The 26791-nt window shown below is 56.5% G+C and carries 23 protein-coding genes; 7 read left to right on the plus strand and 16 right to left on the minus strand.

The window, feature by feature from the left end:
• Positions 1 to 100: 100 nt before the first annotated feature.
• Positions 101 to 802: a DUF6977 family protein gene (locus ACCD00_RS00185; protein WP_413420865.1), complete on the minus strand. Its 702-nt coding sequence runs from the start codon at positions 800 to 802 to the stop codon at positions 101 to 103.
• On the minus strand, positions 795 to 1412 hold the full coding sequence (locus ACCD00_RS00190) for a DarT ssDNA thymidine ADP-ribosyltransferase family protein (RefSeq protein ID WP_413420867.1): 618 nt from the start codon (positions 1410 to 1412) through the stop codon (positions 795 to 797). Before ACCD00_RS00190 ends, ACCD00_RS00185 begins: the two co-directional genes overlap by 8 nt.
• A gap of 612 nt (positions 1413 to 2024) precedes the next feature.
• On the opposite strand from ACCD00_RS00190, the gene ACCD00_RS00195 reads away from it, so the two are divergent.
• On the plus strand, positions 2025 to 2333 hold the full coding sequence (locus ACCD00_RS00195) for a DUF3077 domain-containing protein (protein WP_413420869.1): 309 nt from the start codon (positions 2025 to 2027) through the stop codon (positions 2331 to 2333).
• 181 nt (positions 2334 to 2514) lie between these two features.
• On the opposite strand, the gene ACCD00_RS00200 is transcribed toward ACCD00_RS00195, so the two are convergent.
• Positions 2515 to 3432: an Abi family protein gene (locus ACCD00_RS00200; RefSeq protein WP_413420871.1), complete on the minus strand. Its 918-nt coding sequence runs from the start codon at positions 3430 to 3432 to the stop codon at positions 2515 to 2517.
• A gap of 575 nt (positions 3433 to 4007) precedes the next feature.
• On the opposite strand from ACCD00_RS00200, the gene ACCD00_RS00205 reads away from it, so the two are divergent.
• The 4 genes from ACCD00_RS00205 to ACCD00_RS00220 are packed head-to-tail and all read left to right on the plus strand — an operon-like array spanning position 4008 to position 9134.
• Positions 4008 to 4484: a formate dehydrogenase subunit gamma gene (locus ACCD00_RS00205; RefSeq protein ID WP_413420873.1), complete on the plus strand. Its 477-nt coding sequence runs from the start codon at positions 4008 to 4010 to the stop codon at positions 4482 to 4484.
• Positions 4481 to 6043: a formate dehydrogenase beta subunit gene (locus tag ACCD00_RS00210; RefSeq protein ID WP_413420875.1), complete on the plus strand. Its 1563-nt coding sequence runs from the start codon at positions 4481 to 4483 to the stop codon at positions 6041 to 6043. Before ACCD00_RS00205 ends, ACCD00_RS00210 begins: the two co-directional genes overlap by 4 nt.
• Positions 6040 to 8916 (plus strand): formate dehydrogenase subunit alpha, encoded by a 2877-nt coding sequence (fdhF, locus tag ACCD00_RS00215; RefSeq protein ID WP_413420877.1) that lies wholly within the window; start codon positions 6040 to 6042, stop codon positions 8914 to 8916. The genes ACCD00_RS00210 and fdhF overlap by 4 nt, the downstream gene beginning before the upstream one ends.
• On the plus strand, positions 8913 to 9134 hold the full coding sequence (locus ACCD00_RS00220) for a formate dehydrogenase subunit delta (protein ID WP_413420879.1): 222 nt from the start codon (positions 8913 to 8915) through the stop codon (positions 9132 to 9134). The genes fdhF and ACCD00_RS00220 overlap by 4 nt, the downstream gene beginning before the upstream one ends.
• Before the next feature lie 114 nt (positions 9135 to 9248).
• Here the strand turns inward: ACCD00_RS00220 and ACCD00_RS00225 are convergent, their stop codons facing one another.
• Positions 9249 to 9590: a potassium channel family protein gene (locus tag ACCD00_RS00225; protein WP_413420881.1), complete on the minus strand. Its 342-nt coding sequence runs from the start codon at positions 9588 to 9590 to the stop codon at positions 9249 to 9251.
• Between the two features lie 641 nt (positions 9591 to 10231).
• Here ACCD00_RS00225 and ACCD00_RS00230 point away from each other — a divergent pair.
• Complete coding sequence (locus ACCD00_RS00230; protein ID WP_413420883.1) at positions 10232 to 10951, plus strand: helix-turn-helix transcriptional regulator; 720 nt, start codon at positions 10232 to 10234, stop codon at positions 10949 to 10951.
• A gap of 73 nt (positions 10952 to 11024) precedes the next feature.
• On the opposite strand, the gene ACCD00_RS00235 is transcribed toward ACCD00_RS00230, so the two are convergent.
• From ACCD00_RS00235 to ACCD00_RS00275, 9 genes are all read right to left on the minus strand, one after another.
• The gene (locus tag ACCD00_RS00235) at positions 11025 to 11942 is read right to left on the minus strand and encodes a metal-dependent hydrolase (protein ID WP_413420885.1); all 918 of its coding nucleotides are present in this window, start codon (positions 11940 to 11942) and stop codon (positions 11025 to 11027) included.
• A 62-nt stretch (positions 11943 to 12004) separates the two neighbouring features.
• Entirely contained in the window at positions 12005 to 12919 is a 915-nt protein-coding gene (locus ACCD00_RS00240; protein ID WP_413420887.1) for a hypothetical protein, read from the minus strand.
• Positions 12920 to 12991: 72 nt separating this feature from the next.
• Positions 12992 to 13726 (minus strand): SDR family NAD(P)-dependent oxidoreductase, encoded by a 735-nt coding sequence (locus ACCD00_RS00245; RefSeq protein ID WP_413420889.1) that lies wholly within the window; start codon positions 13724 to 13726, stop codon positions 12992 to 12994.
• A complete protein-coding gene (locus tag ACCD00_RS00250) occupies positions 13723 to 14517 on the minus strand; it encodes a MaoC/PaaZ C-terminal domain-containing protein (protein ID WP_413420891.1) in 795 nt (264 codons plus the stop codon). Before ACCD00_RS00250 ends, ACCD00_RS00245 begins: the two co-directional genes overlap by 4 nt.
• Position 14518: 1 nt before the next feature.
• The gene (locus ACCD00_RS00255) at positions 14519 to 15775 is read right to left on the minus strand and encodes a beta-ketoacyl-[acyl-carrier-protein] synthase family protein (protein WP_413420893.1); all 1257 of its coding nucleotides are present in this window, start codon (positions 15773 to 15775) and stop codon (positions 14519 to 14521) included.
• Positions 15776 to 15806: 31 nt separating this feature from the next.
• A complete protein-coding gene (locus ACCD00_RS00260) occupies positions 15807 to 16061 on the minus strand; it encodes a hypothetical protein (protein WP_413420895.1) in 255 nt (84 codons plus the stop codon).
• Positions 16061 to 16750, minus strand: coding sequence for a flavin reductase family protein (locus tag ACCD00_RS00265; protein ID WP_413420897.1), 690 nt, complete (start codon positions 16748 to 16750; stop codon positions 16061 to 16063). The genes ACCD00_RS00260 and ACCD00_RS00265 overlap by 1 nt, the downstream gene beginning before the upstream one ends.
• Positions 16751 to 17445: 695 nt before the next feature.
• Entirely contained in the window at positions 17446 to 18708 is a 1263-nt protein-coding gene (gene fabF, locus ACCD00_RS00270) for a beta-ketoacyl-ACP synthase II (RefSeq protein WP_413420899.1), read from the minus strand.
• A gap of 230 nt (positions 18709 to 18938) precedes the next feature.
• Positions 18939 to 19511, minus strand: coding sequence for an acyl-homoserine-lactone synthase (locus ACCD00_RS00275; protein WP_413420901.1), 573 nt, complete (start codon positions 19509 to 19511; stop codon positions 18939 to 18941).
• A gap of 275 nt (positions 19512 to 19786) precedes the next feature.
• Here ACCD00_RS00275 and ACCD00_RS00280 point away from each other — a divergent pair, with 275 nt between their 5' ends.
• Complete coding sequence (locus tag ACCD00_RS00280; RefSeq protein ID WP_413420903.1) at positions 19787 to 20533, plus strand: acyl-CoA thioesterase; 747 nt, start codon at positions 19787 to 19789, stop codon at positions 20531 to 20533.
• Positions 20534 to 20818: 285 nt separating this feature from the next.
• Here ACCD00_RS00280 and ACCD00_RS00285 read toward each other — a convergent pair whose 3' ends face one another.
• Genes ACCD00_RS00285 through ACCD00_RS00295 form a run of 3 tightly spaced genes read right to left on the minus strand, consistent with a single transcriptional unit; the run spans position 20819 to position 26791 of the window.
• Positions 20819 to 22462 (minus strand): fatty acid--CoA ligase, encoded by a 1644-nt coding sequence (locus tag ACCD00_RS00285; RefSeq protein WP_413420905.1) that lies wholly within the window; start codon positions 22460 to 22462, stop codon positions 20819 to 20821.
• 24 nt (positions 22463 to 22486) lie between these two features.
• On the minus strand, positions 22487 to 24265 hold the full coding sequence (locus ACCD00_RS00290) for an acyl-CoA dehydrogenase C-terminal domain-containing protein (protein ID WP_413420907.1): 1779 nt from the start codon (positions 24263 to 24265) through the stop codon (positions 22487 to 22489).
• A 6-nt stretch (positions 24266 to 24271) separates the two neighbouring features.
• Entirely contained in the window at positions 24272 to 26791 is a 2520-nt protein-coding gene (locus tag ACCD00_RS00295) for an efflux RND transporter permease subunit (protein ID WP_413420909.1), read from the minus strand.

Consider the following 26791-nt stretch of genomic DNA (forward strand, 5'->3'; position numbering starts at 1 on the left):
CCTCGTGACCGACCTCTAGTGGTTGCGACAGGTCGGAGTCGGCCAGCAAGCGGTAAGTCAGTATTTATATATTCAGGGGCGACTCAGAACTCACTCTGAGCTATAAAAGCTTAGGCTTATTTGAAAAGTTGTCATGCGCGCTATCAGTCTCGTATTGATTAATAATCTCGCTATAACTTTCCGGCGATAGCAATGCTTCCTTTAATAGGTTTCTTTTTACTAAAGATACGTATAAAGCTGCTGAGTAAGCTTGACAGTTAATAGATTTTTCATGATTGAACTCAATATCGGTAAAGCACTCATAGCTGAGTATTGCGTCTGCAAGCCTTTGATTTTTGCTCAATGCATTTATATAGAGCCAATCATAAAATAAAGTTTTAGGCTCTAGCGGCCATGAGTTCTGATAGAACTGAAATGCAATCAGTCTACCGCTATTTTTTAGGCGTTCATCTTTCTTTGCTTCTCTCGATGTTCTTTCAAGCAAGTCTACGTATGGACCACCACTTGTAAAAACTTTGCTAGCCTGAAATGCACACTCAACACTGAACTTCCGATTGTATTTTTTTGTCTCAATCATCAGATTGAACGCGCTAGCCTCCACGCCTTCTTCTGTTAAAGACTTTGAAGAAATTTCAAGAATTTTATCTTTGTGTATAGCATGAGTTATATTTTCGTGGAAAGATGCGATGCTTCTCTGCTTTTGAGCAACCGAAAATCCCGAAAACCAGTTAAAGCTTACAAACCTGGTTGTTACCAATAATTCTGGCTTAGTACTAGGAATGAAAACCGGTCTTTCAGCCATTATCTTTTCTCTGATAAAAGTAATCTGGATTGAACTGCCATGTAAAAGTATTAAACTGTTCAGATAAAGCAGTTAGACCTTTGAAGTCTATCAATCGTTTTTCATAGTGAAAATTCAAGTCGATTATTTCACTGACTGGTATTATACCAGAAACCAAAACTTCTGCTTGCACGTCTGTTGTTTCGTGTTTTTGTCTGCCGTTCTGTTTGCGCAGCTCCTCGTTCGCAAAAAGCTTTTCAAGAGCTACTCCGCCCCTAAGCGAGGCGTCAGTAGAATCTCTTATGTAAGCCTTCGCTGCGTTGGTTTCGGTAAATAAACAATCATTTTGCCAAAGCGTATCGGGTTTTAATCTGATAACCGCCCAATCATCGTTTGGAAAATTAGCCATCATCTGGCATAACATCTTACAATTTGGAAAACTTATTGATAAACAAGTTCTATCTTCTCGCTTATCAAATCGCTCTGCGTCATTAAGTGTAAATGGTATGTTGTTATTCTGGAGGAGTTTGCGGGGTATGATGCCGCTTGTTAAAATACTAGGGAGGTTTGAAGAACGGGTAAAATGAAAAAGATATTGTATGTTTCTATCTGTGGCTATTTTTTGTGGCATAAAACCTTCCTTGTCAGCCTTAGATGTGTCAAAAATTGACCAGCGTTGAAGCGGGCCCCACTGTCTCAACTTAAGCTGGGCGGCAAGGAATGTCCATAGGCCACTACTGAGGCATGATAAATAACTCAGTTGATGCTAGCTCTAAAGGGGCAGGTCGTCGCGGTGATCGGTCATTACAATCTGAAAAGGGGACAGATCAAATTTTTCATTTCAGATGGTTAGGGGGCGAAGCCACCAAAGGTTGCAAGAAAGAAGTGTCCAAGATAACCTCCCACCGTCGCTGCCAATTCAGCGACCGGGTGTGGTAACCCGAGTTATTCAAGGCGCAACAGCGCCCCAATCACGTCATCAGGCGCTTTTTTTATGCCTGCGGCGTGAGTTATGGCGGCTGTGCGTGGGACGCCCTCGGGCGTGCCGGTTTCCTTGATACCCGGTTTACCACCCTGCGCACAGCTGTCACCCATTCGTGTGGTAACGAACGTGGCAGCTCCTCGTATCAAGGAGTTGGATAATGCGCAGTATCAATCCGTTTGAAATTTGGCTTTTCCCTCTAGGCAATTCCCAATCGCGTAACACCCTCCCCCATTGCCTCTCCATCCTCGGAGGTGGCCAATGACCGAACAACCCGAACTCAAAACCATCGGCTTAACCCCCGCCATCTATTGCTCCGATCAACCACTGTTCTACGTCACTCGCGGCGTTCCCCTCGGTGATGCGCTATCGATGGCTTCTGATTTTCTGTTTCTCGCCAAGTCGCTCACCAAAGATGCTGCCTGCGCCACAGACACCGACCGTCACGCCTTGGCTGCGCATTATTTGACGTCGATGAGTAAGGCGTTGGTGGATGATGCGGTGAAGGTGCTGACGCGGGATCGGGCTGTTGCGCCGATGTCCAAGCGAGCGTCGGAATCTGAAGGGTAGCTTCTGGGTTTTAGACGTCAGGCATGACGCTTGTAGAGACGGGCTTGGTCGCGGTGGGCTTGGGCATTCAGCAGGAATGGTGGTTGCCTTGAGTTTTTCGCGAGCGGGCTCGCGCCTACAAAAGGTGTGGATATCTGGCGGGTATTAGCCCCGAGTTTTTCGGGGTTTTCGTCGAAGTCAGCTAGATCCCGAACAGTTTTCGAGGAAAGCCCGTTTCATCTGAAAACCCCATTGCTTTGAAAGTGCAGCCGGGCATAGCAGGCTTGCGATCGATCAGATCCGCAATGTCGTTGATCCAGGTCGAAGCCGGTGCGATTTTCTGTAGCAGAAACCATATGACCGCAATTAACCCGTACAGCCGCTTGAGCGCATGTTGATCCAGCCCCAGCCTTTGAAAATAGGGTTCCGTGGGGACCGATAACGGGTTAGCCGAAGCCTGATTCCAGATGCGAGTATGGTGAGCACAGCGGTTGCGCAAATGGCTGGTCTGCTGCATCCACCGGCTGAGCACCTTGGCGTTGTTCAAACCGAAGCGCGCGAGTATCAAATTCTGATACTTACTGGTGAGCAGCTCGAAGAATTCCGAAAGATCCCCGAAATCCCAGGCTTCCACCGCGACCCAAACAGGAATGGACTTACCGGCTCGCAGGTGCCACTGAATACAGTCCTCTTTGCTCCGCGCAATATGCGACTGCTGTTTCAGACTCCACTCTGTCCACTTGTTGCGCGCATTACCACGGCTGTCCGTGTACGGCTGGGTCCATTTGTGCAGGATAAATTTCACATTGGTGTAGGCCATCGGGTCGTGATACCCAACCTCGTGAGCCATTATGGTCTTGAGGTGGACCTCCAGACGCTCGACTGCATCCAGCGTGAGCATTCGCAACCGTTTATCGAACTGGTAAAGGTCTACGATCGCATCGAAAGAGGTGGTCGCCTGGAAAGTGTCCATACGTAGAGGTTTGCCCGCGACCGGGCAGATTTCTTGCGCAAGGCCATTCATTTTGAATTCCCGCGCCGGGTACCAGAATCCGCTTAGACGGTAATACCCAAGCTGAGCGAGCTTGCGTTCTGCGCGAGGCTGATCATTGATCTGCATACCCCTGCTTGTCAGAAGCGCAACCATGTCAGGGTACGTAAGGAAAGGCTTTGGAGGGGCTGGTTTAGGCAACTTCCATGTTCCATAAACAAGAAGGCCCGAACGTAATGCCGGACTGAGCCAGCACCAGAGGATCGGGCGCGATTGGGATCAATGCTGCCGTAGCCAAGTAACAATGTCAACGTCGACGACACCGGCAGGAACGGTGGTTGCCTTGCGTTTTTCGCGAGCAAGCTCGCTCCTACAGGGGTTTCGGTTGTCTGGCAGAAATTATGTAACAAGCCTCCAGCAACTACACCTCGCCTCGCATTCTTCTAGACTCAATACAAGGTCGTAGACAGAACCAAACACGTCGCTCTGGTGCGGATAAATCAAAGGCGGCGTGGCAATCTGGCTTTTATGCCCTTACCGATGTGCGGCGAAGACCGCGCCGGGCACAACAAGATGCCCGCCCAGGGTGCCCTGGCCAACGGCCTGAAAATGCCACGATTCCGTGACGTGGTGTGAGTGCCGCAGCCGAGACTTTCGGACAACCGACGACCCTCTGGTGTGTCCGTGACCGTGAGGAATGCTGTATGCCTGATGTTGAGTTGCACCTGCCTGTGGTCAACAGTCTGCTGGAGCGCCATAAGGGCTCTGCGGGTGCGCTGTTGCCCATTCTTCATGATATTCAGGAACGCATCGGTTACATCCCCGATGTCGCCGTCCCCGAGATCGCTCATGCCCTCAATCTGAGTCAGGCGGAGGTTCGCGGGGTGATCAGTTTTTACCATGACTTCCGTACCGCGCCACCGGCCCGGCATATCCTGCGGCTGTGTCGGGCTGAGTCCTGTCAGAGTCGCGGCGCCGAGCAGTTGGCCGCGCAGTTGCGTGAACGCCTGCAACTGGACGACCACGGCAGCAGCGCCGACGGCAGCATCAGTTTGCGTCCGGTGTATTGCCTTGGTGCTTGCGCCTGTTCGCCTGCCCTGGAGCTGGATGGCCGGGTGCATGCGCGGCTGAGCGCTGAACGTCTGGATGCGCTGCTCGACGCTTGCCGGGAGGACGCATGATGCCGACTCTCTATCTGCCCTGTGATTCTATTGCCCGTGCCGTGGGTGCCGATGAGGTATCCGTGGCCCTGATCACTCAGGCCAAGGTACTTAATCTGCCGCTGGAGCTACAGCGCACCAGTTCGCGCGGCCTCTACTGGCTGGAACCGCTGCTGGAAGTGGACAGCCCGCAAGGTCGGATCGGCTTCGGCCCGCTGACCGCTGCTGATGTGCCGTCCGTGCTCGATGCGTTGCAAGACGAGCCGTCCAGCCATCCACTGGCCTTGGGCCTGGTGGAAGAACTGCCTTATCTCAAGTCTCAACAACGCCTGCTGTTCGCCCGCGCCGGCATTACCCGGCCGCTGTCGCTTGAGGATTACCGGGCCCATGGCGGTTTCGAGGGTTTGACCCGAGCCATCGCGGTGGGCGGCGAGCAGACCGCGACGGAAGTGTTCGATTCGGGCCTGCGTGGCCGTGGCGGCGCGGCCTTCCCGGCCGGGATCAAATGGCGCACGGTGCGCGGCACTCAAGCTGCGCAGAAGTACATCGTGTGCAACGCCGACGAGGGCGACTCCGGCACCTTTGCCGACCGCATGTTGATGGAAGGCGACCCCTTCCTGCTGATCGAAGGCATGGCCATCGCCGGCATTACCGTCGGAGCCACCTACGGCTACATCTATGTGCGCTCGGAGTATCCGGATGCCGTGGCTACCCTGCGTCAAGCGCTGAACATTGCCCGTGATGCCGGTTACCTCGGCGCCAATGTCGGTGGTAGCGGTCAGGCTTTCGACATGGAAGTACGAGTGGGTGCCGGCGCGTACATCTGCGGTGAAGAAACCGCGCTGCTGGACTCTCTGGAAGGCAAGCGCGGGATCGTCCGCGCCAAGCCACCGATCCCTGCTCTACAAGGCCTGTTCGGCCTGCCGACGCTGGTGCACAACGTGCTGACTTTGGCCTCGGTGCCGCTGATTCTGGCCAAGGGTGCGCAGTTCTATCGCGATTACGGCATGGGCCGTTCGCTGGGCACCATGCCCTTCCAGCTGGCGGGCAATATTCGTCACGGCGGTCTGGTGGAACGGGCCTTTGGTCTGACTCTGCGGGAGCTGGTGGAAGACTACGGCGGTGGCACCGCCAGTGGTCGGCCGCTGAAGGCCGCGCAAGTCGGCGGCCCGCTCGGCGCCTGGGTGCCACCTTCGCAATTCGATACGCCACTGGATTACGAGGCCTTCGCTGCCATCGGCGCGATGCTCGGTCACGGTGGCGTGGTGGTGGCTGACGACAGCCTGGACATGGCCCACATGGCACGCTTCGCCATGCAGTTCTGCGCCGAGGAATCCTGTGGCAAATGCACCCCCTGCCGCATCGGCTCGACCCGGGGCGTGGAGGTGATCGACCGCTTGCTGGCCGCGCCAGATCAGGCCGCTCGCGATGAGCAGGTGATCATCCTCAAGGACCTCTGCGACACGCTGCAATACGGTTCGCTGTGCGCGCTGGGCGGCATGACCTCCTATCCGGTCGCCAGCGCCCTCAAGTACTTCCCCGCTGACTTCGGTCTGCAAGCCTCGGAGGCCGAGCAATGATCACTGTATTCGATCCGAAAACCGATATGGATCTGGGCACGCCGGCCCGCGAAAGCCAGGTGCAAGTCACCCTGAACATCGACGGCCGCAGCATCAGCGTGCCCGAAGGCACCTCGGTGATGCGCGCCGCCGCGCTGCTGGGCACCACCATTCCGAAACTCTGTGCCACCGACAGCCTGGAAGCCTTCGGCTCCTGCCGCATGTGCCTGGTGGAGATCGACGGCATGCGCGGCTACCCCGCGTCCTGCACCACGCCGGTCACTGAAGGCATGACCGTGCATACCCAGACGCCGAAGCTCGCGACCCTGCGGCGCAACGTCATGGAGCTGTACATCTCCGATCACCCGCTGGATTGCCTGACCTGCTCGGCCAACGGCAACTGCGAGCTGCAAACCGTCGCCGGCCAGGTTGGCCTGCGCGAAGTGCGTTATGGCTATGAAGGCGAGAACCATCTGGAGGACGTGAAAGACACCTCCAACCCCTACTTCGATTACGACCCGAGCAAGTGCATCGTCTGCAACCGCTGCGTGCGCGCCTGCGAAGAAACCCAGGGCACCTTTGCCCTGACCATCACCGGGCGTGGTTTTGAATCCCGCGTGGCCGCTGCCGGTGGCGAGAACTTCCTCGACTCGGAATGCGTGTCCTGCGGCGCCTGTGTGCAAGCCTGCCCCACCGCGACGTTGATGGAAAAAAACGTGGTCGAAATGGGTCAGCCGGAACGCAGTGTGATCACCACCTGCGCCTATTGCGGCGTGGGCTGCTCGTTCCGCGCCGAGATGAAAGGCAACCAGCTGGTGCGCATGGTTCCGGACAAGAACGGCCAGGCTAACCACGGCCACTCCTGCGTCAAAGGGCGCTTTGCCTGGGGCTACGCCACCCACCCGGATCGCATCACCAAGCCGATGATCCGCAAAAACATCAGCGACCCTTGGCAGGAAGTCAGTTGGGATGAAGCGGTGACCTACGCCGCCAGCGAATTCCGCCGGCTGCAGCAAAAATATGGCCGCGACTCCATCGGTGGCATCACCTCCAGCCGCTGCACCAACGAAGAAACCTATCTGGTGCAGAAACTGGTGCGTGCGGCCTTCGGCAACAACAACGTCGACACCTGTGCGCGGGTCTGCCACTCGCCGACCGGCTATGGCTTGAAACAAACCCTGGGCGAGTCCGCCGGCACCCAGAGTTTCGACTCGGTGATGCAGGCCGATGTGATCCTGGTGATGGGCGCCAACCCCAGCGACGCCCACCCGGTGTTCGCCTCGCAACTCAAGCGCCGCCTGCGTGAAGGTGCGCGGCTGATCGTCATCGACCCACGGCGCATCGATCTGGTGGACACGGTGCACGCCCGTGCCGAATATCACTTGGCTCTGCGCCCTGGCACCAACGTCGCCATGCTCAATGCCTTGGCCCATGTGATCATCAGTGAAGGCCTGCAAAACCAGGCCTTTATCGACGCCCGTTGCGAGGGCGGCGATTTCGCCCGCTGGAGCGAGTTCGTCAGCCGTGCGGAAAACTCGCCGGAAGCGATTGGCCCGATCTGCGGTGTGCCCGCTGCCGACATCCGTGCCGCCGCTCGCCTGTACGCCACCGGTGGCAATGCGGCGATCTACTACGGCCTGGGCGTCACCGAACACAGCCAGGGCAGCACTTCGGTCATGGGCATCGCCAACCTGGCCATGGCCACCGGCAACATCGGCCGCGAAGGCGTGGGCGTGAACCCGCTGCGGGGGCAGAACAACGTTCAGGGCTCCTGCGACATGGGCTCCTTCCCCCACGAGTTGCCTGGCTACCGGCACATCTCCAACGATGTCATCCGCACGCAATTCGAACAGGCGTGGAACGTCACCCTGCAACCCGACCCGGGCCTGCGCATCCCCAACATGTTCGAGTCTGCCTTGGCCGGCAGCTTCAAGGGCCTGTACTGCCAGGGCGAAGACATCGCCCAGAGCGATCCGAATACCCAGCACGTCACCGCGGCCCTGTCGGCCATGGAATGCGTGGTGGTGCAGGACATTTTCCTCAACGAAACGGCGAAGTTTGCCCACGTGTTCCTGCCGGGCGCTTCGTTCCTGGAAAAGGACGGCACCTTCACCAACGCCGAGCGGCGTATCTCGCGGGTGCGCAAGGTCATGGAGCCGCTGGGCGGCAAGGCCGACTGGGAAGGCACGGTGGCCCTGGCCAATGCCTTGGGTTACCCGATGAACTACAAACATCCATCGGAAATCATGGATGAAATCGCCAGCCTGACGCCGACCTTCACCAACGTCAGCTACGCCGCACTGGATAGCCACGGCAGCCTGCAATGGCCGTGCAACGCCGAGGCACCGGACGGCACGCCAACCATGCACATCGAGGAATTCGTGCGCGGCAAGGGGCGCTTCATGCTCACCGGCTACGTGCCCACCGAGGAGAAGGTCAACAGCCGCTATCCGCTGCTGCTTACCACCGGACGCATCCTCAGCCAGTACAACGTCGGCGCCCAGACCCGGCGCACCGAAAACGTCGCCTGGCACGATGAGGACCGGCTGGAAATCCACCCGACCGACGCCGAGAGCCGTGGCATCAACGAAGGTGACTGGGTCGGCATCGGCAGCCGCGCCGGGCAGACCGTACTGCGTGCGCGGATCACCGAACGGGTCGCTCCGGGCGTGGTGTACACCACCTTCCACTTCCCTGAGTCGGGCGCCAACGTGATCACCACCGACAACTCCGACTGGGCCACCAACTGTCCGGAGTACAAGGTCACGGCCGTGGAGGTCAGCCGCGTCTACCACCCTTCGGAGTGGCAAAAGCGCTTCCAGGAATTCAGCGACGAACAACACCGCCTGCTCAAGGATCGCGCCCGTGGCGCCAAAGCGGAGGTGCGCCGATGAGTACTGCCAACCTGATCAAGATGGCCAACCAGATCGCCCAGTACTTTACCAGCGAACCGGACCAGCAACTGGGGGCGCTCGGGGTGCGTAATCATCTGCAGATGTACTGGACGCCGGGCATGCGCAAGGAGCTGCTGGCCTGGCAGACGGAACACAAGGGAGCGGACTTGCACCCGCTGGTGCAGGCGGCGGTGATCGGGGCGGGTTGGGAGGCATAGACCGGGGAACCGTAAAAACTGTAGGAGCGAGCCTGCTCGCGATGGACTCAAGAACACCGCGCTTATCCTGGATTCGCGCGTTATCGTTGACGACCATCGCGAGCAAGCTCGCTCCTACATATCTTTGCGTGACGCCGTCACGGTCACTTCAATTGCCCGGACACTGATGGCCGCGAATGTCGCGGTCAGCAGTACGCCGTTGAAACCCAGCAGCACAGCCAGCACTCGCGAGACGCCGAGTTTGGGCACGAGTTCGCCGTAGCCGATGGTCAGGCCCGTGACGAAGGCGAAGTAGATACCGTCATCCGGGCTCCACCCTTCCAGTTGGGCGATGATCAGGCCGAACGCTACGATCACTAACAGCAGTATCGAGAAGATCGGCCACACCACTTTGAAATAGAACCAGACGGCTTTGTAGAACTCGTGGCGGACGTTTGATGCACGGGCGAGGCTCATGGCACGGGCTTCCTGGAGATTTGCGTGGCCGGCATTGGCATGCGCGGCGTTTCAACAACCCGTTAGTGTGGCACAAACAATGGAAACTGTTGGCCAACGTCGGGGGGTGACCAACAACGCACTGTCCGTGAAGGACAGCGACTACCCAGGATCGTGAACTTCATCAATCCACCCGTCACAAACGAAAATGTTAAAAATGCCCATGCCGATGCAAAATGCCAGTTATAAATACCAACAGCCCCTGCAAACATTCGCCCACAGGAGATGTTTGCAGTAGCGACACTAATTATTTATAGAATCGCCTCACCAAACTGGAACTATCGTCTCAACTTTGCAGTACTACCGACATCAGCGTTTTGCTTTCACATCACGATGCTTGACCCAATAAAATAATTTTCATTTATTGGCGTATCGAGTCCGCTCCACACTGTAGAATCCTGGTGCACCGCGGTGTCGGCTGATCCCGGGATCAACGCGCAACGCCCCCCTGGTTACTATGCGAGGAAAGGAAACCCGCTGGCGATGACATTGCCAGACTCACGTCATTGAACATTAAATAGCTCGCGACCGGATCCCGACTACCTGGATTTCGAATACCGCGGCTGTTGTTCAGAACGACTAGATCAGCAAAGGAATGGATCATGATTTCACTGGATGAACTTCTCACCATGTCGGGTTTGTCGCGCAAAAGCGATTGGTTCGAAGCCCTCAAGTCAAATACTACGGCACTGGGTTGTGATGGTGTGTTGTTTGCTTTCAAACCGAACAGCAGTACCGATAATAATCAAGCCATCATTCTCAGTGACTATCCCGCTGCGTGGCGCAAGAAATACGACACTGAAGACTATGCCCGGATAGATCCCGTCGTTGCCCACTGTCTTACCTCAACGGTGCCCATCGTGTGGTTCGACGATATTTACACCTCTGCACAACAACTGAATTTCAGGGAAGAAGCAAAAAATCACGGCCTGATGCAAGGCGTGAGCTTGCCGGTACACGGCGCCGGCGGCCAAGTGGGAATACTGAGCGCCCGACTCGAAGCGATCCCGGAGCGTCAACTCAAATACCATTTGGCGCGAACGCTTCCCAGCCTGACCCTTATTCGCGATTACGCTCTTGATACGCTCCTGAAGCTGATCGGCAACGAAGTAGCCGAAGAGCCCGTTGCGCTCACAAATCGAGAGCTGGAAGTACTCAAATGGAGCGCTTTCGGCAAGACCACTTGGGAGATCGCCCGCATTCTCAGTTGTTCAGAAGCCAACATCAATTATCACTTTTCAAAAGTCAGAACGAAATTCAATGTCGGCTCCAGGAGAATGGCGATTGTCAAAGCCTTGCAAACCGGCGTGTTGGAATTTTAAACCGCAGGCTGCGATCAACAGGCAACGACTGAACAGGTGTATGGAATCAAAACCGGGAACACACCAGCACTGTTCACAGGTGGGACGTCCGGTTTTCAATCTCTGCAAGCAGTCGTTCCCTGAGCGCGGGTTCCCACACTTCGTCCCATTGCCGCACATAATAATGACGCTGATCAAGAATCTGCTGGCTATTCAAATCAAAATCAGCGCCAATCAGTTCAATCTGCCGCGCCTTGGTATACGACATGAACGGAGAACTGGATAAACGCCGTGCATCCGTATCTATGCCAAGACGCTTTGCACAGTATTGTGCTGCGGCGAGGGCTTCGTGCTCTGAGTGATTGGCGTCCACGACTTCCGACTGGACTCTCTCAGCATTCCAGACCGACTCCTGAAAAATATGTTGATAAACATCAACGGCAACATCGCAGTGTTCTATTTCTTCGGTGAAATGATAGCCCAACAAATAGAGCACACCCAAATTCGCTGAAATATTGCAAGTCCGGGCAAAATTCTTTCCGGAAAACAGTTGCTCAAAAAAAATGAAACTGGAAATACAATTCTTGCTTTCAAACACGGCAATTTTCAGCAAAGCGTCCCTTATACCTTCCCGCTCGCCCCTGGAAACGCTTTGCAGTATGGGCTCATAGTTCTTCACATGAAATTCATGAAGATAGGGATACACCCTGGGGTGTAATTGATCTTTGTACACACTGCCCGGACACAGAAACGAATTCAGGTGTTTATGCGCCTTGGCATGGTGCATCTCCTGGACCAGAAACGTATGTTCAAGGTCCAACAACCCCTCATCGGCAATCAATCCCCGCGAATGTTTGCTGACGAAGTTACAAAAATATTCAATGTATTCCAGGTAAAAGGAATACCCCAGTCCCACTAGTGAAGTCTGATCGTCATAAGCCCAGCGAAAATCGAAATCCGCACCGATTTTCATCGCCTGTTTGATATCAAACGGAATTCTTCTAATTTTCATGCGGCGTCCTGGCTGCCTGTCGCAAAACGGCGCTCGCCTTCGGTAGAGCGCCCCTGACACTGTCAGTTCTGAAGAAACAGAATCCCGTCTTCGCTTTCCGGCGAATGAACCGCTCGGGTCTGCCCCAACCCTTTAACCAGGAAAGAAACATGCTGGGCACGCATCTGTTCCTGGGTATAAGGGTTTCGGGAACCGAAAATCTGCTCCATCAACTGTGTTTTCTTGCGCACGATACGATCGACAGCGCCCTCTCCGCGCTTGGCCGGCAGGAACAACTGCATCAGTTTGTTTTGCCCTTCAAAGTAGGTTTCATGGACCATTGCATTGTGGTACGTCAAACCGACATCAATCACCGCTAGCGAACGCTCAAGATGAGCGGGGTCGGATTTGACCATTTCCTCGATCACCGCAGCCCACGCCTGAGTGTGCCGTGCCTCGTCTTTCATGATATTGGTTATCAGCGCCTGAAGAGCCGGATGGTGCACTTGACTGCGTACATCCCGGTACAACTCAGTGTTGACCACCTCACCGAACAAATGGGCGAAGGTATAACTGTAAAGATCCCAATACTTTCTATCTTCGTAGCACCAGATGTATTTTTCTGAATATTCGCGGACTGACAGTTTGTCCACATACCCCAGCTCACCTGTTGAAACATAGTGATAAGCCGTCGCTAGCGCGATGCCATGACGCATTTCCTCGTAGGCAATGATGTTGACATACGCAAGAATCTGCCCCCAGTCATTGGCAAGGTCTTTTGGGTAGCCTTCACGGACTTCAGTGAGCAGCAAGTCATGAAACTGCACCGCTGATGCCTGGCCGGAAAACTCTCCATCAGACAAACAGTCGAGCAAGTTCACAATATCCCGATCATGCTCATCCAGTTCCGTCAGCCAGTTCCAGTCATAGCGCTGTGCATCCCACCTTTGTTCATCGGACAGGCAGCCAAAGTTAACGATAGTACTGATCCCGGACATGCAATGTTCTCCTTGAAATGAGTCACCCGGCAGAGAGCGACCCAGTTATCGCCTGGATGATGATAACGACGTTCAGCAACTCAGGCCGCCGTCGACCACGAGCGTCTGACCGGTTATATAGGCCGCGCCCTCGCTCATCAGGTAATCCACCAGTGATGCCACCTCGGAGGTACTTCCGAGACGACGTAGCGGGATGCTTTTTTTCAACCCTGATCCATGCTCTTTCAAGTGCCTGGTCATGTCGGTCTCGATATAGCCTGGCGCGATACTGTTGACGCGCATGTTGAATCGAGCCATTTCAAGCGCCAGCGAGCGGGTCATTCCAATCAACGCAGCCTTACTGGCTGAATACGCTGTCTGGCCGATATTGCCCTTAACTCCTGATACCGAACTGATGTTGATAATGCATGTATCCGACTCCCCCATCATCGACCCAATAAAAGCCCGGGAAACCGAAAATGCAGAAAAGACGTTTTGACTGAAGATCGCGTTAAGGACCGGTTCATCCAGATTGGAAAAAAGTCGATCCTCGGCAACACCCGCATTGTTGATGACCGCATAAGGTGGGCCAAAACGCTGAATGAGCGACTGTGCAACATCATTGACCTGACTTACGTCTGACACGTCGCAGTGAACAGCTTCCACCTGCCTGCCAGGCTCACTGTTCAACTGCTCAGCCAGCAACCGCGCCTCGTCCACGCTGGATTTATAGGTGAACACGACATCGAACTCACGGCTGGCCGAGTGCACGATTTGCGCGCCAATACCCCGAGAGCCACCCGTCACGAAAATCCATTTGCGTTTCATGCCGGCTCCTCCAGCAAATTGGCTATCAACCCCATTTCTACCGCCAATACAGGCCGATCCTGGGTGTACAAGGTAAAGACGACAGAGGCAAAAATAGAATCGTTGACCCTGACCAGATCCTTACCTTTTACGCTGTAATAAGTTGAGTCATAGCCCTCGCCCGGAAGCCGGGACCAATCACTGCCCATCAGTGTCAGCGCATGGGATATCTGATAAACGACGTAAGGCCGCGCCTGGGAAATGCCTTCCCTGGCGAGAAAGCGCTGAACATCACTGGCCAAGGCTGTCTTTCGGTTGTCTTCGATGTAAATGGAAAACAGGATCGCGTCCCAGTACACACTCGTATGTACCGGTGAACCAACAAGCGTCGACAACAACTCGTACTTCTCGTCCAGCTCTTCGGCGCTGAATCGTTCCAGTATCGGGCGGCGCTCGTCCGCTGCTGCCAGGGCTGCAACTTGCGGTGCAGCCCGCGCCTTCACACTGCCCATATACAGAGACTTTCCGTTAGAACTCACTTTAATGTTCTGAACCGGACTGAGTGTGTACTCGACAAACTGGTCAATCGGCACCGCGTGTTTGAGATGCAGTTTTATCTCGCAGGCCTGGGCACAAATGGAAGCTTCCAGCGCTAGTTGATTTTTTAGCGGCAACATGGCCAGCATTCCATGGACAATGCGCCCGGAATGGCCATTTTTTATCGCGAAGTCCGCATCAAAATGCACCGGGTTCCGATCACCGGAAAACTGTGCCCATCTCTCCAGGTCTTCATGATTAAAGTTTCGACGCATTTCACGAATACCTTCTGATTACCAGGCAACTATTTGCCCCGCCGAATCCGTAGTTGATGTTCAGTACGTTGTCGACAACCCCCAGGTACCGATGCTCGTTAGGGATGTAGTCAAGATCGCAAAGTGGATCGGAACGCTCCAGATTGATAGTTGCCGGCGCCATACCGGTCTGGATGGTCTTGATACAAAAGACTGTTTCAATGGCGCCCGCCGCGGCGATGAGATGGCCGGTATAGGACTTCGTACTGGAAATCGGCATCGCATGGGCATGTTCACCAAAAACCTTCTTGATGGTATTGGTCTCGTTCAGATCATTGAGCTGAGTCGAGGTCCCGTGCGCATTGATGTAGTCGATATCCCACGTATTGAGACCGGCATCTTCGATAGCCTTTTCCATCGACATCGCTCGCCCCAACAAGTCCTCGGCCGGGGCAGTGATGTCGTAGGCATCCGAATAGTTGGCGTAGCCGCTGATCTCGGCATAGATCGTAGCGCCTCGCTTGAGCGCCTCATCCAGGTCTTCCAGAACCAGTACGGCGCTGCCTTCCGACAACACAAAGCCGCTACGGTCCTGACTGAATGGACAGCAAGCCTTCGCTGGATTCTCCTGCTCCTTGCTCAAGGCACCGAGGATGTCCACCGACCATACGTTGTAGGCTCCGGTGATGCTCTCACTGCCGCCCGCAAGCATGCATTTGGCCCGACCACTGCGGATAACTTCGCAGGCATCACCGATGGCAATGTTTCCCGTGGCGCAGGCCGCGACCAACGTGTTCTGGTAACCCCTGAGGTTCCAGGCCATCGAAGCCGACCCGGTCCATACGCTATGCATGGAAAAAATGGTACTGAGCGGTGAAGCGAGACCCGACTCGACATACATGTCGTTGTTATCAATGGTCGAGTCGACGCCCCCCCACCCTGTCCCCAGCACGACGCCACGGTCGAAGGGTGAATAATGCTTGTCCATCTCGGCGACCGGGTCATCGCCAAAGGCCATGCACAATGCCTGCTCCGATGCGGACATACCAATCCGCGCAAAGCGGGGAAGATTCTTGGCTATGCGCTTGGGCACCGCTTTGAGCTCTATCGGAAAATCGATTTTTCCGAAAAACCTGGCTGTAACCGACTGATCTTGCATCGGATGCAGGGCGTAACCCATTTGATAGTCTTTTATCGCCCCCCAGATCTCTTCCGTGTTCCGCCCCAAAGCACAGACGGAACCGAACCCCGTGACGACTACCCGTTTCTTGGTTTGCACTGCACGCCTCTCCTTAGCTGTGATTGCATGGTTATGCCGGCGTACTGGACCGGGCCTGCTCGCTTCGGCAGAAGGAGTAAAAATCACCCATCGTGCTGAGCTTCGCCTCAGGCAACTTGTTGACATCGATGGCGATGCCCAGCTCTTTCTTCAGGGCAACCTGAATACTTACGTAATCAAGACTGACCAAATGGATATCGCTGATCAGGGTTTCGTCGGTGATGGTCGCGACATCAAAATCAGTCAGTTCGCCAATCACATTATTAACCACGGTACTTATGTTCATTATTCCACTCCTACTGATTGAGGTTTATTGGCACTGCCGGCCATGATTTCACTCATGATCGCGCGAATTTCATCAGTCATCGGCACTTCCATGGAAAAAGTATTATCGATCACTGAATAATCGAGATATCCCATTCGACCAATGGGCCGAACCTTCTGGATATCGACACAGCCATCCGGCTTTATGTAGTCATCATTAATATGTACACGAATCACCTCACCGATGATCAGGTCCACTGTTCCCAGCTCACTTTTACCCTTTACTACCGTTGTTGAAACATAACGGCACTCAAGGTGGCACGGACTGTCTTTCACCATCGGCACATCGGAAAGATCGGCCTTTACTTTCTCGAGGCCTGCCAGTTCGAACTCACTTTGATTGGAAGGAACAATCATTGCGGAGATATTTACCGCTTCCTTGAGCGCCTCGGTTGCCATATTCCAGACAAACCAACCGGTCTTTTCAGCATTAACGGCCGAATCCTTTCGTTGACCTGTCGGATAATGGTTAGCCGCAAACATGACCATAGGCGGATCAAATGTAAGAATGCCGCACTGGCTGAAAGGAGCCAGGTTTTCATTGCCACTTTCATCGACACTGGATATCCAGGCGATTGGACGGGGCACGACACAACTTCTGAACGGCGAGTGTGGCAGAGGGCAATTATCTTCTTGCGGATCGTATTTCATTTTTTTACTTCACTCCTCATGTATCCAACTAATGTTTACAGTTGAATTTTTTCTGGTCAAGCACATCAACAACTGACTATCTCAAAGAACAGTGACAACCGAAGCGCTCACAAAAAACACGCACACTAATCAATCACATACAATGACAGCACGGCAAGTTCGCCCTTACAAAAAACACCCAGAAACACCTGACAACGAGCACCGACTAGCACAACTACTAGTCGATAAAACACCAATAACGCAGAACAACAACACCACACCATCGCTTGAATTATTTAATCAAGCACAACAAATAGAAATGGCCCGCAGTAGTCACTGTCGCACCCACGCATAACAAGCGGGTCGCCGTTGTCATACCTGATTCGACGAATGAGCTCAGTGAGTGTTCAGGTGCATGAGTTGATCGGGGATGTAATAACGCGGATGGGTGCTGATCCAGGCTGAACAATGTGTTCGCTGAATCTGTGGAGCAAACCATTGGATGCCGAGGCCGGGAGCCCCTGCTTTCTGGAGGAAGGCCGGGCAGGCATGACGGAAAGCGGCTTGAACAAGCCAGGCGACGGATCGCAGTTCTACGCTGTCTCAGCAGGCCACTGCCGAGCGAACCCGGCAATGACAGTCAGAACAGTTCGATGCCACCCTGCCTGTCGCTCAAGCGACAGGACCGAAGGTAAACACGAACGATGTGGCAGGTGTCAGTCGCGCCACGCCTTAAGCAGTAAACTGGCGTTGACCCCACCAAAGCCGAAGCCGTTGCACAGTGCGTAATCCATCTCTATGGCGCGCGGTTCACCAAGCACCAGGTCGACATCCCGCGCGTCTTCATCAGGTCGGTGGCAGTTGAGGTTGAATGGCACCACTTGGTTAACCAGCGACATGGCCGTAAAAATGCTTGCCAGGCCTCCTGCCGCACCCAGTAGATGTCCGGTAGATGACTTGGTAGAAGACACTGCGACGTTCTTCGGGCCAAACACTGCCTTGACTGCCGCCAGTTCGCCTTTGTCACCGACCATCGTCGAAGTGGAATGCGCGTTGATGTACTTCACTGCGCCCGGTTCAACACCTGCTTTCTTCAAGGCGGCCCGCATGCATCGCTGAGCGCCCGCGCCGTCCTCAGGAGACGCCGTAACGTGATAGGCGTCAGCGCTGGTGCCATAACCGACAATCTCGGCGATAGGTTTGGCACCGCGAGCCAAAGCATGTTCCAGGGTTTCGATGACCATCAACCCGGCGCCCTCCGCAATAATGAAGCCGTCACGATCCGCATCGAAAGGACGGGAGGCCTCTTCCGGGCGATCGTTGAAGCTGGTCGCCATTGCCTTGGCCGCGACGAACCCACCAATGCTGACCTCATTGATGCACGCCTCGCTGCCACCACAAATGGCAATATCAGCTTCATCGTTCTGGATCATTCGCACTGCATCGCCAATTGCTTGCACGCCGGCGGCGCAGGCCGTTGCAGGTGCTCCCAGCGGCCCTCTGAAACCGTATTTGATCGAAACCTGACCGGATGCCATGTTCACCAGAAAACCGGGGACGGTAAAAGGCGAAACACGGCGCACGCCACTTTCGTTGATCGAATTCACTGCATCACGAATGTAGTTCAACCCCCCAATGCCCGAAGCAATGACGGTTGCTGTGCGTGCCTTTTCTTCATCCGTTGACGGAGCCCAGCCTGATTGCCGGATCGCCTCGCTGGCGGCGGCCAGGGCAAAAATGATGAAACGATCCATGCGTCGGGCTTCTTTGGGATTCACGAAGACGCCGGCATCGAAACCGGCTTCAGGGTCGGCACCGATGTCCGGGACAGTGCCCGCAATTTCAACCGGCAGATCGCCTATTCGCTCGATCTTGCGCACGCCAGACTTGCCCTCTAACAGACGCTTCCAGCTGTGTTCAACGCCAACACCCAACGGGGACACCGCCCCCATTCCAGTAATTACAATTCGTTTTGTCATCGCGTTGATTCCTCTGTTTCGATATTTGGCAAGCAGTGAATCTTCCGTCCATTGAACCGGTGGTCGTGGAGGCTGAAACCAAATAGAACATTTGATAGAGGCACCTGCGGCAGGTCAACCTGTGAGCAAATCGACTATCAGAACTGATAGTCGATCATGGTCCAGACACGGACTTTCACCGTAAAACTATCAATTCGCTAACCTTTTTCGAGTGCCCACCGTTGTTTTGTTCACATGGCCAGAGATGCACGAGTGGTGTCATTAAGTTCTATACGCAGCGCAATAGCATTCTCGACACCAATGCGCATGGCCGGGCCAAAACGGCTGATATCGAGCCCCTTTCGCCTGAGCAGTTTTTCCACACCAAGTGTGGTCACAGTTACAAACTGATCGACGCCCCGTTCAATGGCAAAATGAATCAAGGCCTTGATTGCCAGAATTGAATCAAGCGACAGACATTGAGGGGACTTTTCCCGCGGCAAGATAGCGAAACGGCTCAATTCCCATATACGCTCTGAATGAGGGGCTTCGGCACCGTACAGCAACGCCGGAAAAGTGTCCTTGAGCATATAGGGACCAGTGGTCGGCAAGATTCGCCAACATCCGAACAAACGTTCAGAGCCAGGCTCATCCTCCAGGATCAGATAATAGGGGTTCAGCGCATCATAACCATCGATTTCCATGCCGGCGATGATCGAAACATCCCAACGTTTACGCTCCTTGAAAACTTCGGCACGCAGCCTGTGCATTTGTTCAAGTCGCTCGTTATCAAGTTCGATACGGGAACCAATTGCGATAGCCATTATTACCTCCTATTCAGAGCTAATATTATTTGGCCATTTAGCATTAATGATAACTATCAATTGTGTTAAATCACCAATAGCTACTGCAACGACAACTAGCTAATTCACAGGCTTCCGACAACTTTTCTTGATCGTCTTACATACACAACTATCTATTATGTCAGTCGCGAACAAGTGCCGGGCAACTTACCATTGGATCCCCAAAGACTGACAGTGAGCGAATCATGAACTTCTCAGCGCTAATCGACGCAAGTCGTCTACCCCATCGTCCTCTGATGATTCCCGCGAGTTGGAGCCAAGGTCGCGCTGCTTTCGGTGGTGTCGTCGTGGCGCTTGCGCACGAAGCAATGCGCCAGTTCGTTCCTCGGGATCGTTCGCTACGGTCACTTTCGTTGACATTCATCGGCCCCGTAGCGGTAGACAAACCGCTGTTCTTCGAAACCGAAGTGCTTCGCGAAGGCAGTGCAGTGACTCAACTGCATTGCCGGGTCGTGCAGTCGGAACAGACCGTCACCTCCGTGCAGACTTGCTTTGGTTCCGCCAGGTCTTCTGCGTTGACGTTGTCGGCTGAGCCAATGCCAGGGGTGCCAGCCCTGGAGTCGTGCGAGCCCTTGCCCTTGCTGCCTGATGTGGCACCGCGCTACTTACAGCATTTCGACATCCGCTGGGGCTACGGCGGAATGCCGTTTACCGGCGCGTCATCACGGTCGACGGGAGGGTGGATACGATTGAAGGACGCCCCCCTCGACGCAACGTTGAGTGAAACACAGCTACTGGCGATGCTTGATGCCTGGCCGCCAGCGGTATTCTCCCAGCACCGTGCCTTGGCTCAGGGCAGCTCGCTGACCTGGAGCGTGGAGTTCCCACAACCGCTGATCAATCTGCCAGCCAATGCCTGGTGCGTCATGCACGCCTCAACCGATTATGCGCTTGAAGGTTACAGTGCCTGTTCGACCACCCTGCATACACCCGATGGAAAACTGTTGGCACTCAGCCGGCAGTCAGTGGTGGTGTTCGGCTAGCCTTGTGTGACCATCATTTATTTAACGTTTTTCTCCTGTCCCCGAATCAAGAAAGGTCTCGCTTGGCGAGACCTTTTTTTCGGCAGCAGGAAAGTGAACCCACACCGCCGCACTCCCCATCCGGTCGCCGTGGTCATGGCAATCAGCGGTTCGTCTTGCCACGATTATGCAATAGATGAGGGCGCAAACGCCGCGCAACGTCCGCCTGCCACCGAGGGCAGTAGCAGGCTGATTCCTTCGCAGCAACTCAATCCCTCGACGATGCCGCGCCCCCGGATGTAGTGGTCAGTTGGCTTCGCTTTCGCGAATCAGTTTCTTGTTGATCTTGCCGACGCTGGTCTTGGGGATTTCGGCGACGAACTTGAACTGCTTGGGGATCGCCCATTTGTTGATGCGGCCGCCGTCGACGAAGGCTTGCAGGTGAGTCTCCAGAATCTTGCGGTCGAGGAAGTGCCCCGGCTCGCTGACGACCATCGCCATGGGCCGTTCGCCCCATTGCTCATCGACGATACCCACCACGGCGACGGACATGACGCCCGGGTGTTCGCTGATCAGGCTTTCCAGTTCCAGGGAGCTGATCCACTCGCCACCGGTCTTGATCACGTCCTTGATGCGGTCCTTGATTTCCACGCCGCCGAGCTTGTCGATCGAGGCCATGTCACCGGTGTGCAGCCAGCCGTTGTGCCACAGCTCCGCGCCTTTGTCCGGGGCTTTCAGGTAGCCCTGGGTCAGCCACGGCGCGCGCACCACGATCTCCCCCAGGGACTCGCCGTCGTGGGCCACGTCATTGCCGTCGGCGTCGATGATCTTCAGGTCGACCATCGGCACCGGCGTGCCGGTCTTGATGCGGATCGGCAGTTGGGCTTCGGCGGATAGCTGCAAGTCTTCGTCGCGCAGGTAAGTCAGGCACAGCAACGGGCAGGTTTCGGACATGCCGTAGCCGGCGTGCACCACCATGCCTTTGCCACTGGCTTCGCTGGCGATGCCGAGGGTCAGCGCGCTGCCGCCGAGGAGCATTTTCCAGCCGTCGAAACGGGTCGCCTTGCCTTCCTCGCAGTTGAGGATCATCTGCAGGATGGTCGGCACGCAGTGGGAGAAGGTCACCTTCTCTTCGCGGTAGAGCCGGACCAGGCTGTTCGGTTCGTAGCGGCCCGGATACACCTGCTTGATGCCCATCAGGGTCGCGACATACGGCACGCCCCACGCATGCACGTGGAACATCGGCGTGATGGGCATGTACACATCATCGGAACGCAGCAGCGGCTGGCCCTGATAGGCGCCCAAGGTGCCGACGGCGTTCAGGGTGTGCAGGACCAGTTGGCGATGGCTGAAGTACACGCCTTTCGGATCGCCAGTGGTGCCGGTGGTGTAGAACAGCGTGGCAACCGAGTTCTCGTCGAAGTCGGGGAAGTCATACTGGTCCGGAGCCAGGGACAGCAGATGCTCGTATTCGCCCAGCACCGGCAGCGAGGTCGTGGTCGCCTCGTCGTCGGTGAGTTGCAGGTAGCCTTTAACGGTTTCCAGTCGCCCGTGGATTTGTTCGACCAGCGGCAGGAAGTCATCATGCACCAGCACCAGGTCATCCTCGGCGTGGTTCATGGTGAACAGCACCTGCTCCGGCGACAGCCGAATGTTCACCGTGTGCAGCACCGCGCCGATCATCGGCACGGCGAAGAAGCATTCCAGGTAACGGTGGCTGTCCCAGTCGAGCAGGGCCACCGTGTCACCGGCCTTGACCCCGGCTGCGGTCAGCGCATTGGCCAGGCGGCGGATGCGCTGGTTGAGTGTCTGGTAGCTGTAGCGCAGCTTGTCGGCGTAAACGATTTCCCGGCCCGGCTGGTAGCGCACGCCGGACAGCAGCAATTGCTTGATCAGCAAGGGATAGGCATAAGCGCCGTCGGCGGGCGGGATTATTTTTGTCGCCATCATGATTAAGGTTCCTTGTCCTTTCGATCAGAACTGATCAGCCTGCAACTCATAGAGGCACTCGCTGCCAGCCTTGGCCGATGCGCTCAACGAGTGGATACGTGGCAGCAACCGGGCAAAGTAGAAACGCGCGGTGGCCAGTTTGCTGGTATGGAAATCATCCTCGACGTCCGAACTCAGGACGGCCTTGGCCATGCGCGCCCACATGTAGGCATACGCGGTGTAGCCAAACACGTGCAGGTACTCGACCGAGGCCGCGCCGATTTCATTCGGGTTGTTCTGGGCGCGGTCCAGCAGCCACGCGGTGAGTTCGTCGAGGGTGTCCACGGCGGCGTTCAATGGTTTGGTGAACTCGCCAAGGTCAGCGCAGGCATTGGCAGTAAAGTTGCGGATCTCCGAAGCGAACAGGCGGTAGAGCGCCCCGCCGCTACCGACGATCTTGCGCCCGGCCAGGTCCAGGGACTGGATGCCGTTGGTGCCTTCGTAGATCTGGGTGATGCGCACGTCGCGCACCAGTTGCTCCTGGCCCCACTCGCGGATGTAGCCGTGGCCGCCGAAGATCATCTGACCGTGCAAGGTGGTTTCCAGACCCATGTCGGTAAGGAATGCCTTGGCCACCGGGGTCAGCAGTGCCACCAATTCTTGCGCGCGATTGCGAGTGACTTCGTCTTCGCTGTACTTGGCCGTGTCCAGTTGCAACGCGACGTAGCTGGAGAACGCACGGCCACCTTCGTTCAAGGCTTTCATGGTCAACAACATGCGGCGCACGTCCGGATGCACGATGATCGGGTCGGCGGCCTTGTCCTTGAATTGCGCACCGGTCGGCGCACGGCTTTGCAGACGGTCGCGGGCGTAGGCGACGGCGTTCTGGTACGAACGCTCACCCTGCGCCAGACCCTGGATGCCCACGCCCAGTCGCTCGTAGTTCATCATGGTGAACATCGCCGCCAGGCCTTTGTTCGGTGCGTCGACGATCCAGCCGGTGGCGCCATCGAAGTTCATCACGCAGGTGGCGGAGGCCTTGATGCCCATCTTGTGTTCGATGGAGCCGCAAGACAGCGCATTGTTTTCACCCAGCGAACCGTCGGCGTTGACCAGCACCTTGGGTACCAGGAACAGCGAGATGCCTTTGGGGCCGGCCGGTGCATCCGGCAGGCGCGCCAGTACCAGATGGATGATGTTCTCGGTCAGGTCGTGGTCGCCGCCGGTGATGAAAATCTTGCTGCCAGTGACCTTATAGCTACCGTCGGCCTGTGGCTCGGCGCGGGTGCGAATCAGGCCCAGGTCGGTGCCGGCGTGGGCTTCGGTCAGGCACATCGAACCGGTCCAGGTGCCGGCGTACATGTTCGGCAGATAGCGTTGCTTGAGTTCTTCGCTGGCGTGAGCCTTGATCGACAGGCACGCGCCGGCGGTCAGCATCGGGTACAGGCCGAACGACAGGCTGGCCGAGTTGACCATCTCTTCGACCTGCGCGGAAATGGCCTTGGGCATGCCCATGCCACCGTACTGCGGATCACCGCCAACCCCGACCCAACCGCCCTCGGCGAAGGCTTGATAGGCCTGGGCAAAGCCGTCCGGCGCGGTGACCGAGCCATTGCTCCAGGTGCAGCCCTGTTCGTCGGTGGCGCGGTTCAAGGGCGCGATCACTTCGCCGCTGATCTTGCCGGCCTCTTCGAGGATGGCGACGGCGGTTTCTTCATCGATCACATCGGCCAGGCCAGGCAATTTGGCCCACAGCCGGGACACCTGGAAAACCTCGTTGAGTACGAAGCGCATGTCGCGCAGGGGAGCTTTGTAATCAGACATCTTGGTTTACTCGGAAGTGGTCACGGCAAGAGGCATGCCGGGACGTTCAGTGGATTCAGGGTTTTCGACGGCCGCCACGGAACCGGGCTGCGGTGCCCGTTCGCGCAGCAGGAACCAGGACAGGGCCGGAATCAGGATCAGCGCACCGAGCATGTTCCACAGGAACATGAAGGTCAGCAGGATGCCCATGTCGGCCTGGAACTTGATCGGCGACCAGACCCAGCACACCACGCCGGCCGCGAGGGTGATGCCCACCAGCCCGACCACCCGGCCGGTAAACGACACGGCGTTGCGGTAGGCCTGGGACAGCGGCAGGCCCTGGCGCTGGAAGTGCAGTTGTACGCTGAGCAGATACAAGGCGTAGTCCACGCCGATGCCCACGCCGAGCGCGATCACCGGCAGGGTCGCGACCTTCACGCCGATGCCCATGGCCACCATCAAGGCTTCGCAGAGAATCGACGTCAGCACCAGCGGCAACAGCGCCACCAGCGTGGCGCGCCAGCTGCGAAAGGTGATCAGGCAGAACAGCGTCACCGCCGCATACACGTACAGCAGCATGGTGTGGTTGGCTTCGCGCACGACGATGTTGGTCGCCGCCTCGATCCCGGCACTGCCGGCGGCAAGCAGGAACTGGCGATCGTCGCTGCTGTTTTCCCTGGCGAACTTGTCGGCAATCGCCACCACAGCGTCCAGGGTTTCAGCCTTGTGATCCTTGAGGAAGGCGATCACCGGCATCAGCGAGCACTCGGTGTTGAACAGCTCCGGCGAGTTCACCGAGGCTTGCTGCGCGGCGTAGTTCAGCACGTCCTGGTTGCGCTGGATGCTGTTGAGCTTGGGGTTGCCTTCGTAGGTGCCGGCGGTGATCTGGCGCACCGCGTTGACCAGCGAAGCCGTGGCCTGCACGCCCGGGTGCTGTTGCAGCTCCCACGCCAGGCGATCGGCGAGCACCAGAGTCTTGTAGTTCAGGCAGCCTTCCGGCGCGGTCTTGATCATCACCGCGAACAGGTCGCTGGACAGTGCGTAATGCTGGGTGATGTAGGCATTGTCGCGGTTGTAGCGCGAGTCGGCGCGCAGCTCCGGTGCGCCGCTTTCGAGGTCGCCGATCTTCAGGTTGAGGCTGACCACGTAACCGCCGACACCCATCAACACCGCGACCAGCACCGCGCCCGTGGCCCACTTGGCGGTGGTGAAGCGATCGAGCAGATCCCAGAGCTTGCCGAAGCCTTTGTGCTTTTCTGCACGGGTGTCGATCTTCAGCGCACGCTCGGCGGCCTTGGCACCGACGCCGACATAGGACAGCGCCACCGGCATCAGCAGCAGCGAGGTGAAGATCAGCACCGCGACGCCGATGCTGGCGGTGATCGCCAGATCCTGGATCACCGGGATATCGATCAGCATCAGCACCGCAAAGCCCACGGCATCGGCCAGCAACGCGGTGACGCCGGCAATGAACAGACGGCGGAAGGTGTAGCGCGCGGCGATCAGCTTGTGGGTGCCACGGGCGATGTCCTGCATGATGCCGTTCATCTTCTGCGCGGCGTGGGACACGCCGATGGCGAAGATCAGGAACGGCACCAGCACCGAGTACGGATCAATGGCGTAACCCAGCCAGGCGACGATGCCCAGTTGCCAGACCACCGCGATCAGCGAGCAGCCGACCACCAGCAGGGTGCTGCGCACGCAACGGGTGTAGGCGTAGATGATCACCAGCGAAGTGACGACCGCCAGACCGAAGAACATCATCACCTGAATCAGGCCGTCGATCAGGTCGCCCATCAATTTGGCGAAGCCGATCACCCGCACCTTGTACTGACCGGTGCCTTCTACCCCGGATTTACGCGCAGCGCTGTCGCCGGCGTATTCGATCTTGTCGCGCAACTGCTCTTCGAGCATCTGCGAGAACGCGTGGTAATTGATGCGCTGTCCGCCGGCCGCGGCTTTGTCCAGCAATGGCACGACCAGCATGCTCGATTTGAAATCACTGGCCACCAGGCTGCCGACGACGCCAGCGCGGGAGATGTTCTGACGCAATTGCTCGATTTGTTCAGGCTGCCCCGAATAGGTATCGGGCATCACCGGTCCACCCTGGAAACCGTCCTCGGTGACTTCGGTCCAGCGCACCGCCGGGCTCCACAGCGACTTCATCCAGGCGCGGTCGACGCCTTCGGTGAGGAACAACTGGTCGTTGACCTGCTTGAGCACGTCCAGGTAACCGGGGTCGAAGATATCGCCCTTGGTGTTCTCGACCACCACCCGTACCGAGTTGCCCAACCCGCGCAGCGACTGGCGGTTTTCCAGGAAGTTCTGGATGTACGGCTGGCTCTGCGGAATCATCTTTTCGAAGCTGGGGCGCAGCTCCAGGCGCGTCACCGCCATGTAGCCCAGCACCACCGTGGCCAGCGCCATCAGCAGCATGAACAGCGGGCGATAGTTGAACACCAGCCGTTCCAGCAGGTTGCCGGAGCGACGATCGAAATCACGCACATCGCGGATCACCGGCATGGCGTCTTGTTTGATATTGCCCAT

The sequence above is a fragment of the Pseudomonas sp. Pseusp3 genome, assembly GCF_047304225.1.
Taxonomy (GTDB): domain Bacteria; phylum Pseudomonadota; class Gammaproteobacteria; order Pseudomonadales; family Pseudomonadaceae; genus Aquipseudomonas; species Aquipseudomonas fluorescens_CD.

What these genes read in the sequence shown, in the direction of transcription:
- ACCD00_RS00185 (WP_413420865.1), bottom strand. Translation starts at nt 802, where the DNA reads ATGGCTGAAAGACCGGTTTTCATTCCTAGTACTAAGCCAGAATTATTG.
- ACCD00_RS00190 (WP_413420867.1), bottom strand. Translation starts at nt 1,412, where the DNA reads ATGCCACAAAAAATAGCCACAGATAGAAACATACAATATCTTTTTCAT.
- ACCD00_RS00195 (WP_413420869.1), top strand. Translation starts at nt 2,025, where the DNA reads ATGACCGAACAACCCGAACTCAAAACCATCGGCTTAACCCCCGCCATC.
- ACCD00_RS00200 (WP_413420871.1), bottom strand. Translation starts at nt 3,432, where the DNA reads ATGCAGATCAATGATCAGCCTCGCGCAGAACGCAAGCTCGCTCAGCTT.
- ACCD00_RS00205 (WP_413420873.1), top strand. Translation starts at nt 4,008, where the DNA reads ATGCCTGATGTTGAGTTGCACCTGCCTGTGGTCAACAGTCTGCTGGAG.
- ACCD00_RS00210 (WP_413420875.1), top strand. Translation starts at nt 4,481, where the DNA reads ATGATGCCGACTCTCTATCTGCCCTGTGATTCTATTGCCCGTGCCGTG.
- fdhF (WP_413420877.1), top strand. Translation starts at nt 6,040, where the DNA reads ATGATCACTGTATTCGATCCGAAAACCGATATGGATCTGGGCACGCCG.
- ACCD00_RS00220 (WP_413420879.1), top strand. Translation starts at nt 8,913, where the DNA reads ATGAGTACTGCCAACCTGATCAAGATGGCCAACCAGATCGCCCAGTAC.
- ACCD00_RS00225 (WP_413420881.1), bottom strand. Translation starts at nt 9,590, where the DNA reads ATGAGCCTCGCCCGTGCATCAAACGTCCGCCACGAGTTCTACAAAGCC.
- ACCD00_RS00230 (WP_413420883.1), top strand. Translation starts at nt 10,232, where the DNA reads ATGATTTCACTGGATGAACTTCTCACCATGTCGGGTTTGTCGCGCAAA.
- ACCD00_RS00235 (WP_413420885.1), bottom strand. Translation starts at nt 11,942, where the DNA reads ATGAAAATTAGAAGAATTCCGTTTGATATCAAACAGGCGATGAAAATC.
- ACCD00_RS00240 (WP_413420887.1), bottom strand. Translation starts at nt 12,919, where the DNA reads ATGTCCGGGATCAGTACTATCGTTAACTTTGGCTGCCTGTCCGATGAA.
- ACCD00_RS00245 (WP_413420889.1), bottom strand. Translation starts at nt 13,726, where the DNA reads ATGAAACGCAAATGGATTTTCGTGACGGGTGGCTCTCGGGGTATTGGC.
- ACCD00_RS00250 (WP_413420891.1), bottom strand. Translation starts at nt 14,517, where the DNA reads ATGCGTCGAAACTTTAATCATGAAGACCTGGAGAGATGGGCACAGTTT.
- ACCD00_RS00260 (WP_413420895.1), bottom strand. Translation starts at nt 16,061, where the DNA reads ATGAACATAAGTACCGTGGTTAATAATGTGATTGGCGAACTGACTGAT.
- ACCD00_RS00265 (WP_413420897.1), bottom strand. Translation starts at nt 16,750, where the DNA reads ATGAAATACGATCCGCAAGAAGATAATTGCCCTCTGCCACACTCGCCG.
- fabF (WP_413420899.1), bottom strand. Translation starts at nt 18,708, where the DNA reads ATGACAAAACGAATTGTAATTACTGGAATGGGGGCGGTGTCCCCGTTG.
- ACCD00_RS00275 (WP_413420901.1), bottom strand. Translation starts at nt 19,511, where the DNA reads ATGGCTATCGCAATTGGTTCCCGTATCGAACTTGATAACGAGCGACTT.
- ACCD00_RS00280 (WP_413420903.1), top strand. Translation starts at nt 19,787, where the DNA reads ATGATTCCCGCGAGTTGGAGCCAAGGTCGCGCTGCTTTCGGTGGTGTC.
- ACCD00_RS00285 (WP_413420905.1), bottom strand. Translation starts at nt 22,462, where the DNA reads ATGATGGCGACAAAAATAATCCCGCCCGCCGACGGCGCTTATGCCTAT.
- ACCD00_RS00290 (WP_413420907.1), bottom strand. Translation starts at nt 24,265, where the DNA reads ATGTCTGATTACAAAGCTCCCCTGCGCGACATGCGCTTCGTACTCAAC.
- ACCD00_RS00295 (WP_413420909.1), bottom strand. Translation starts at nt 26,791, where the DNA reads ATGGGCAATATCAAACAAGACGCCATGCCGGTGATCCGCGATGTGCGT.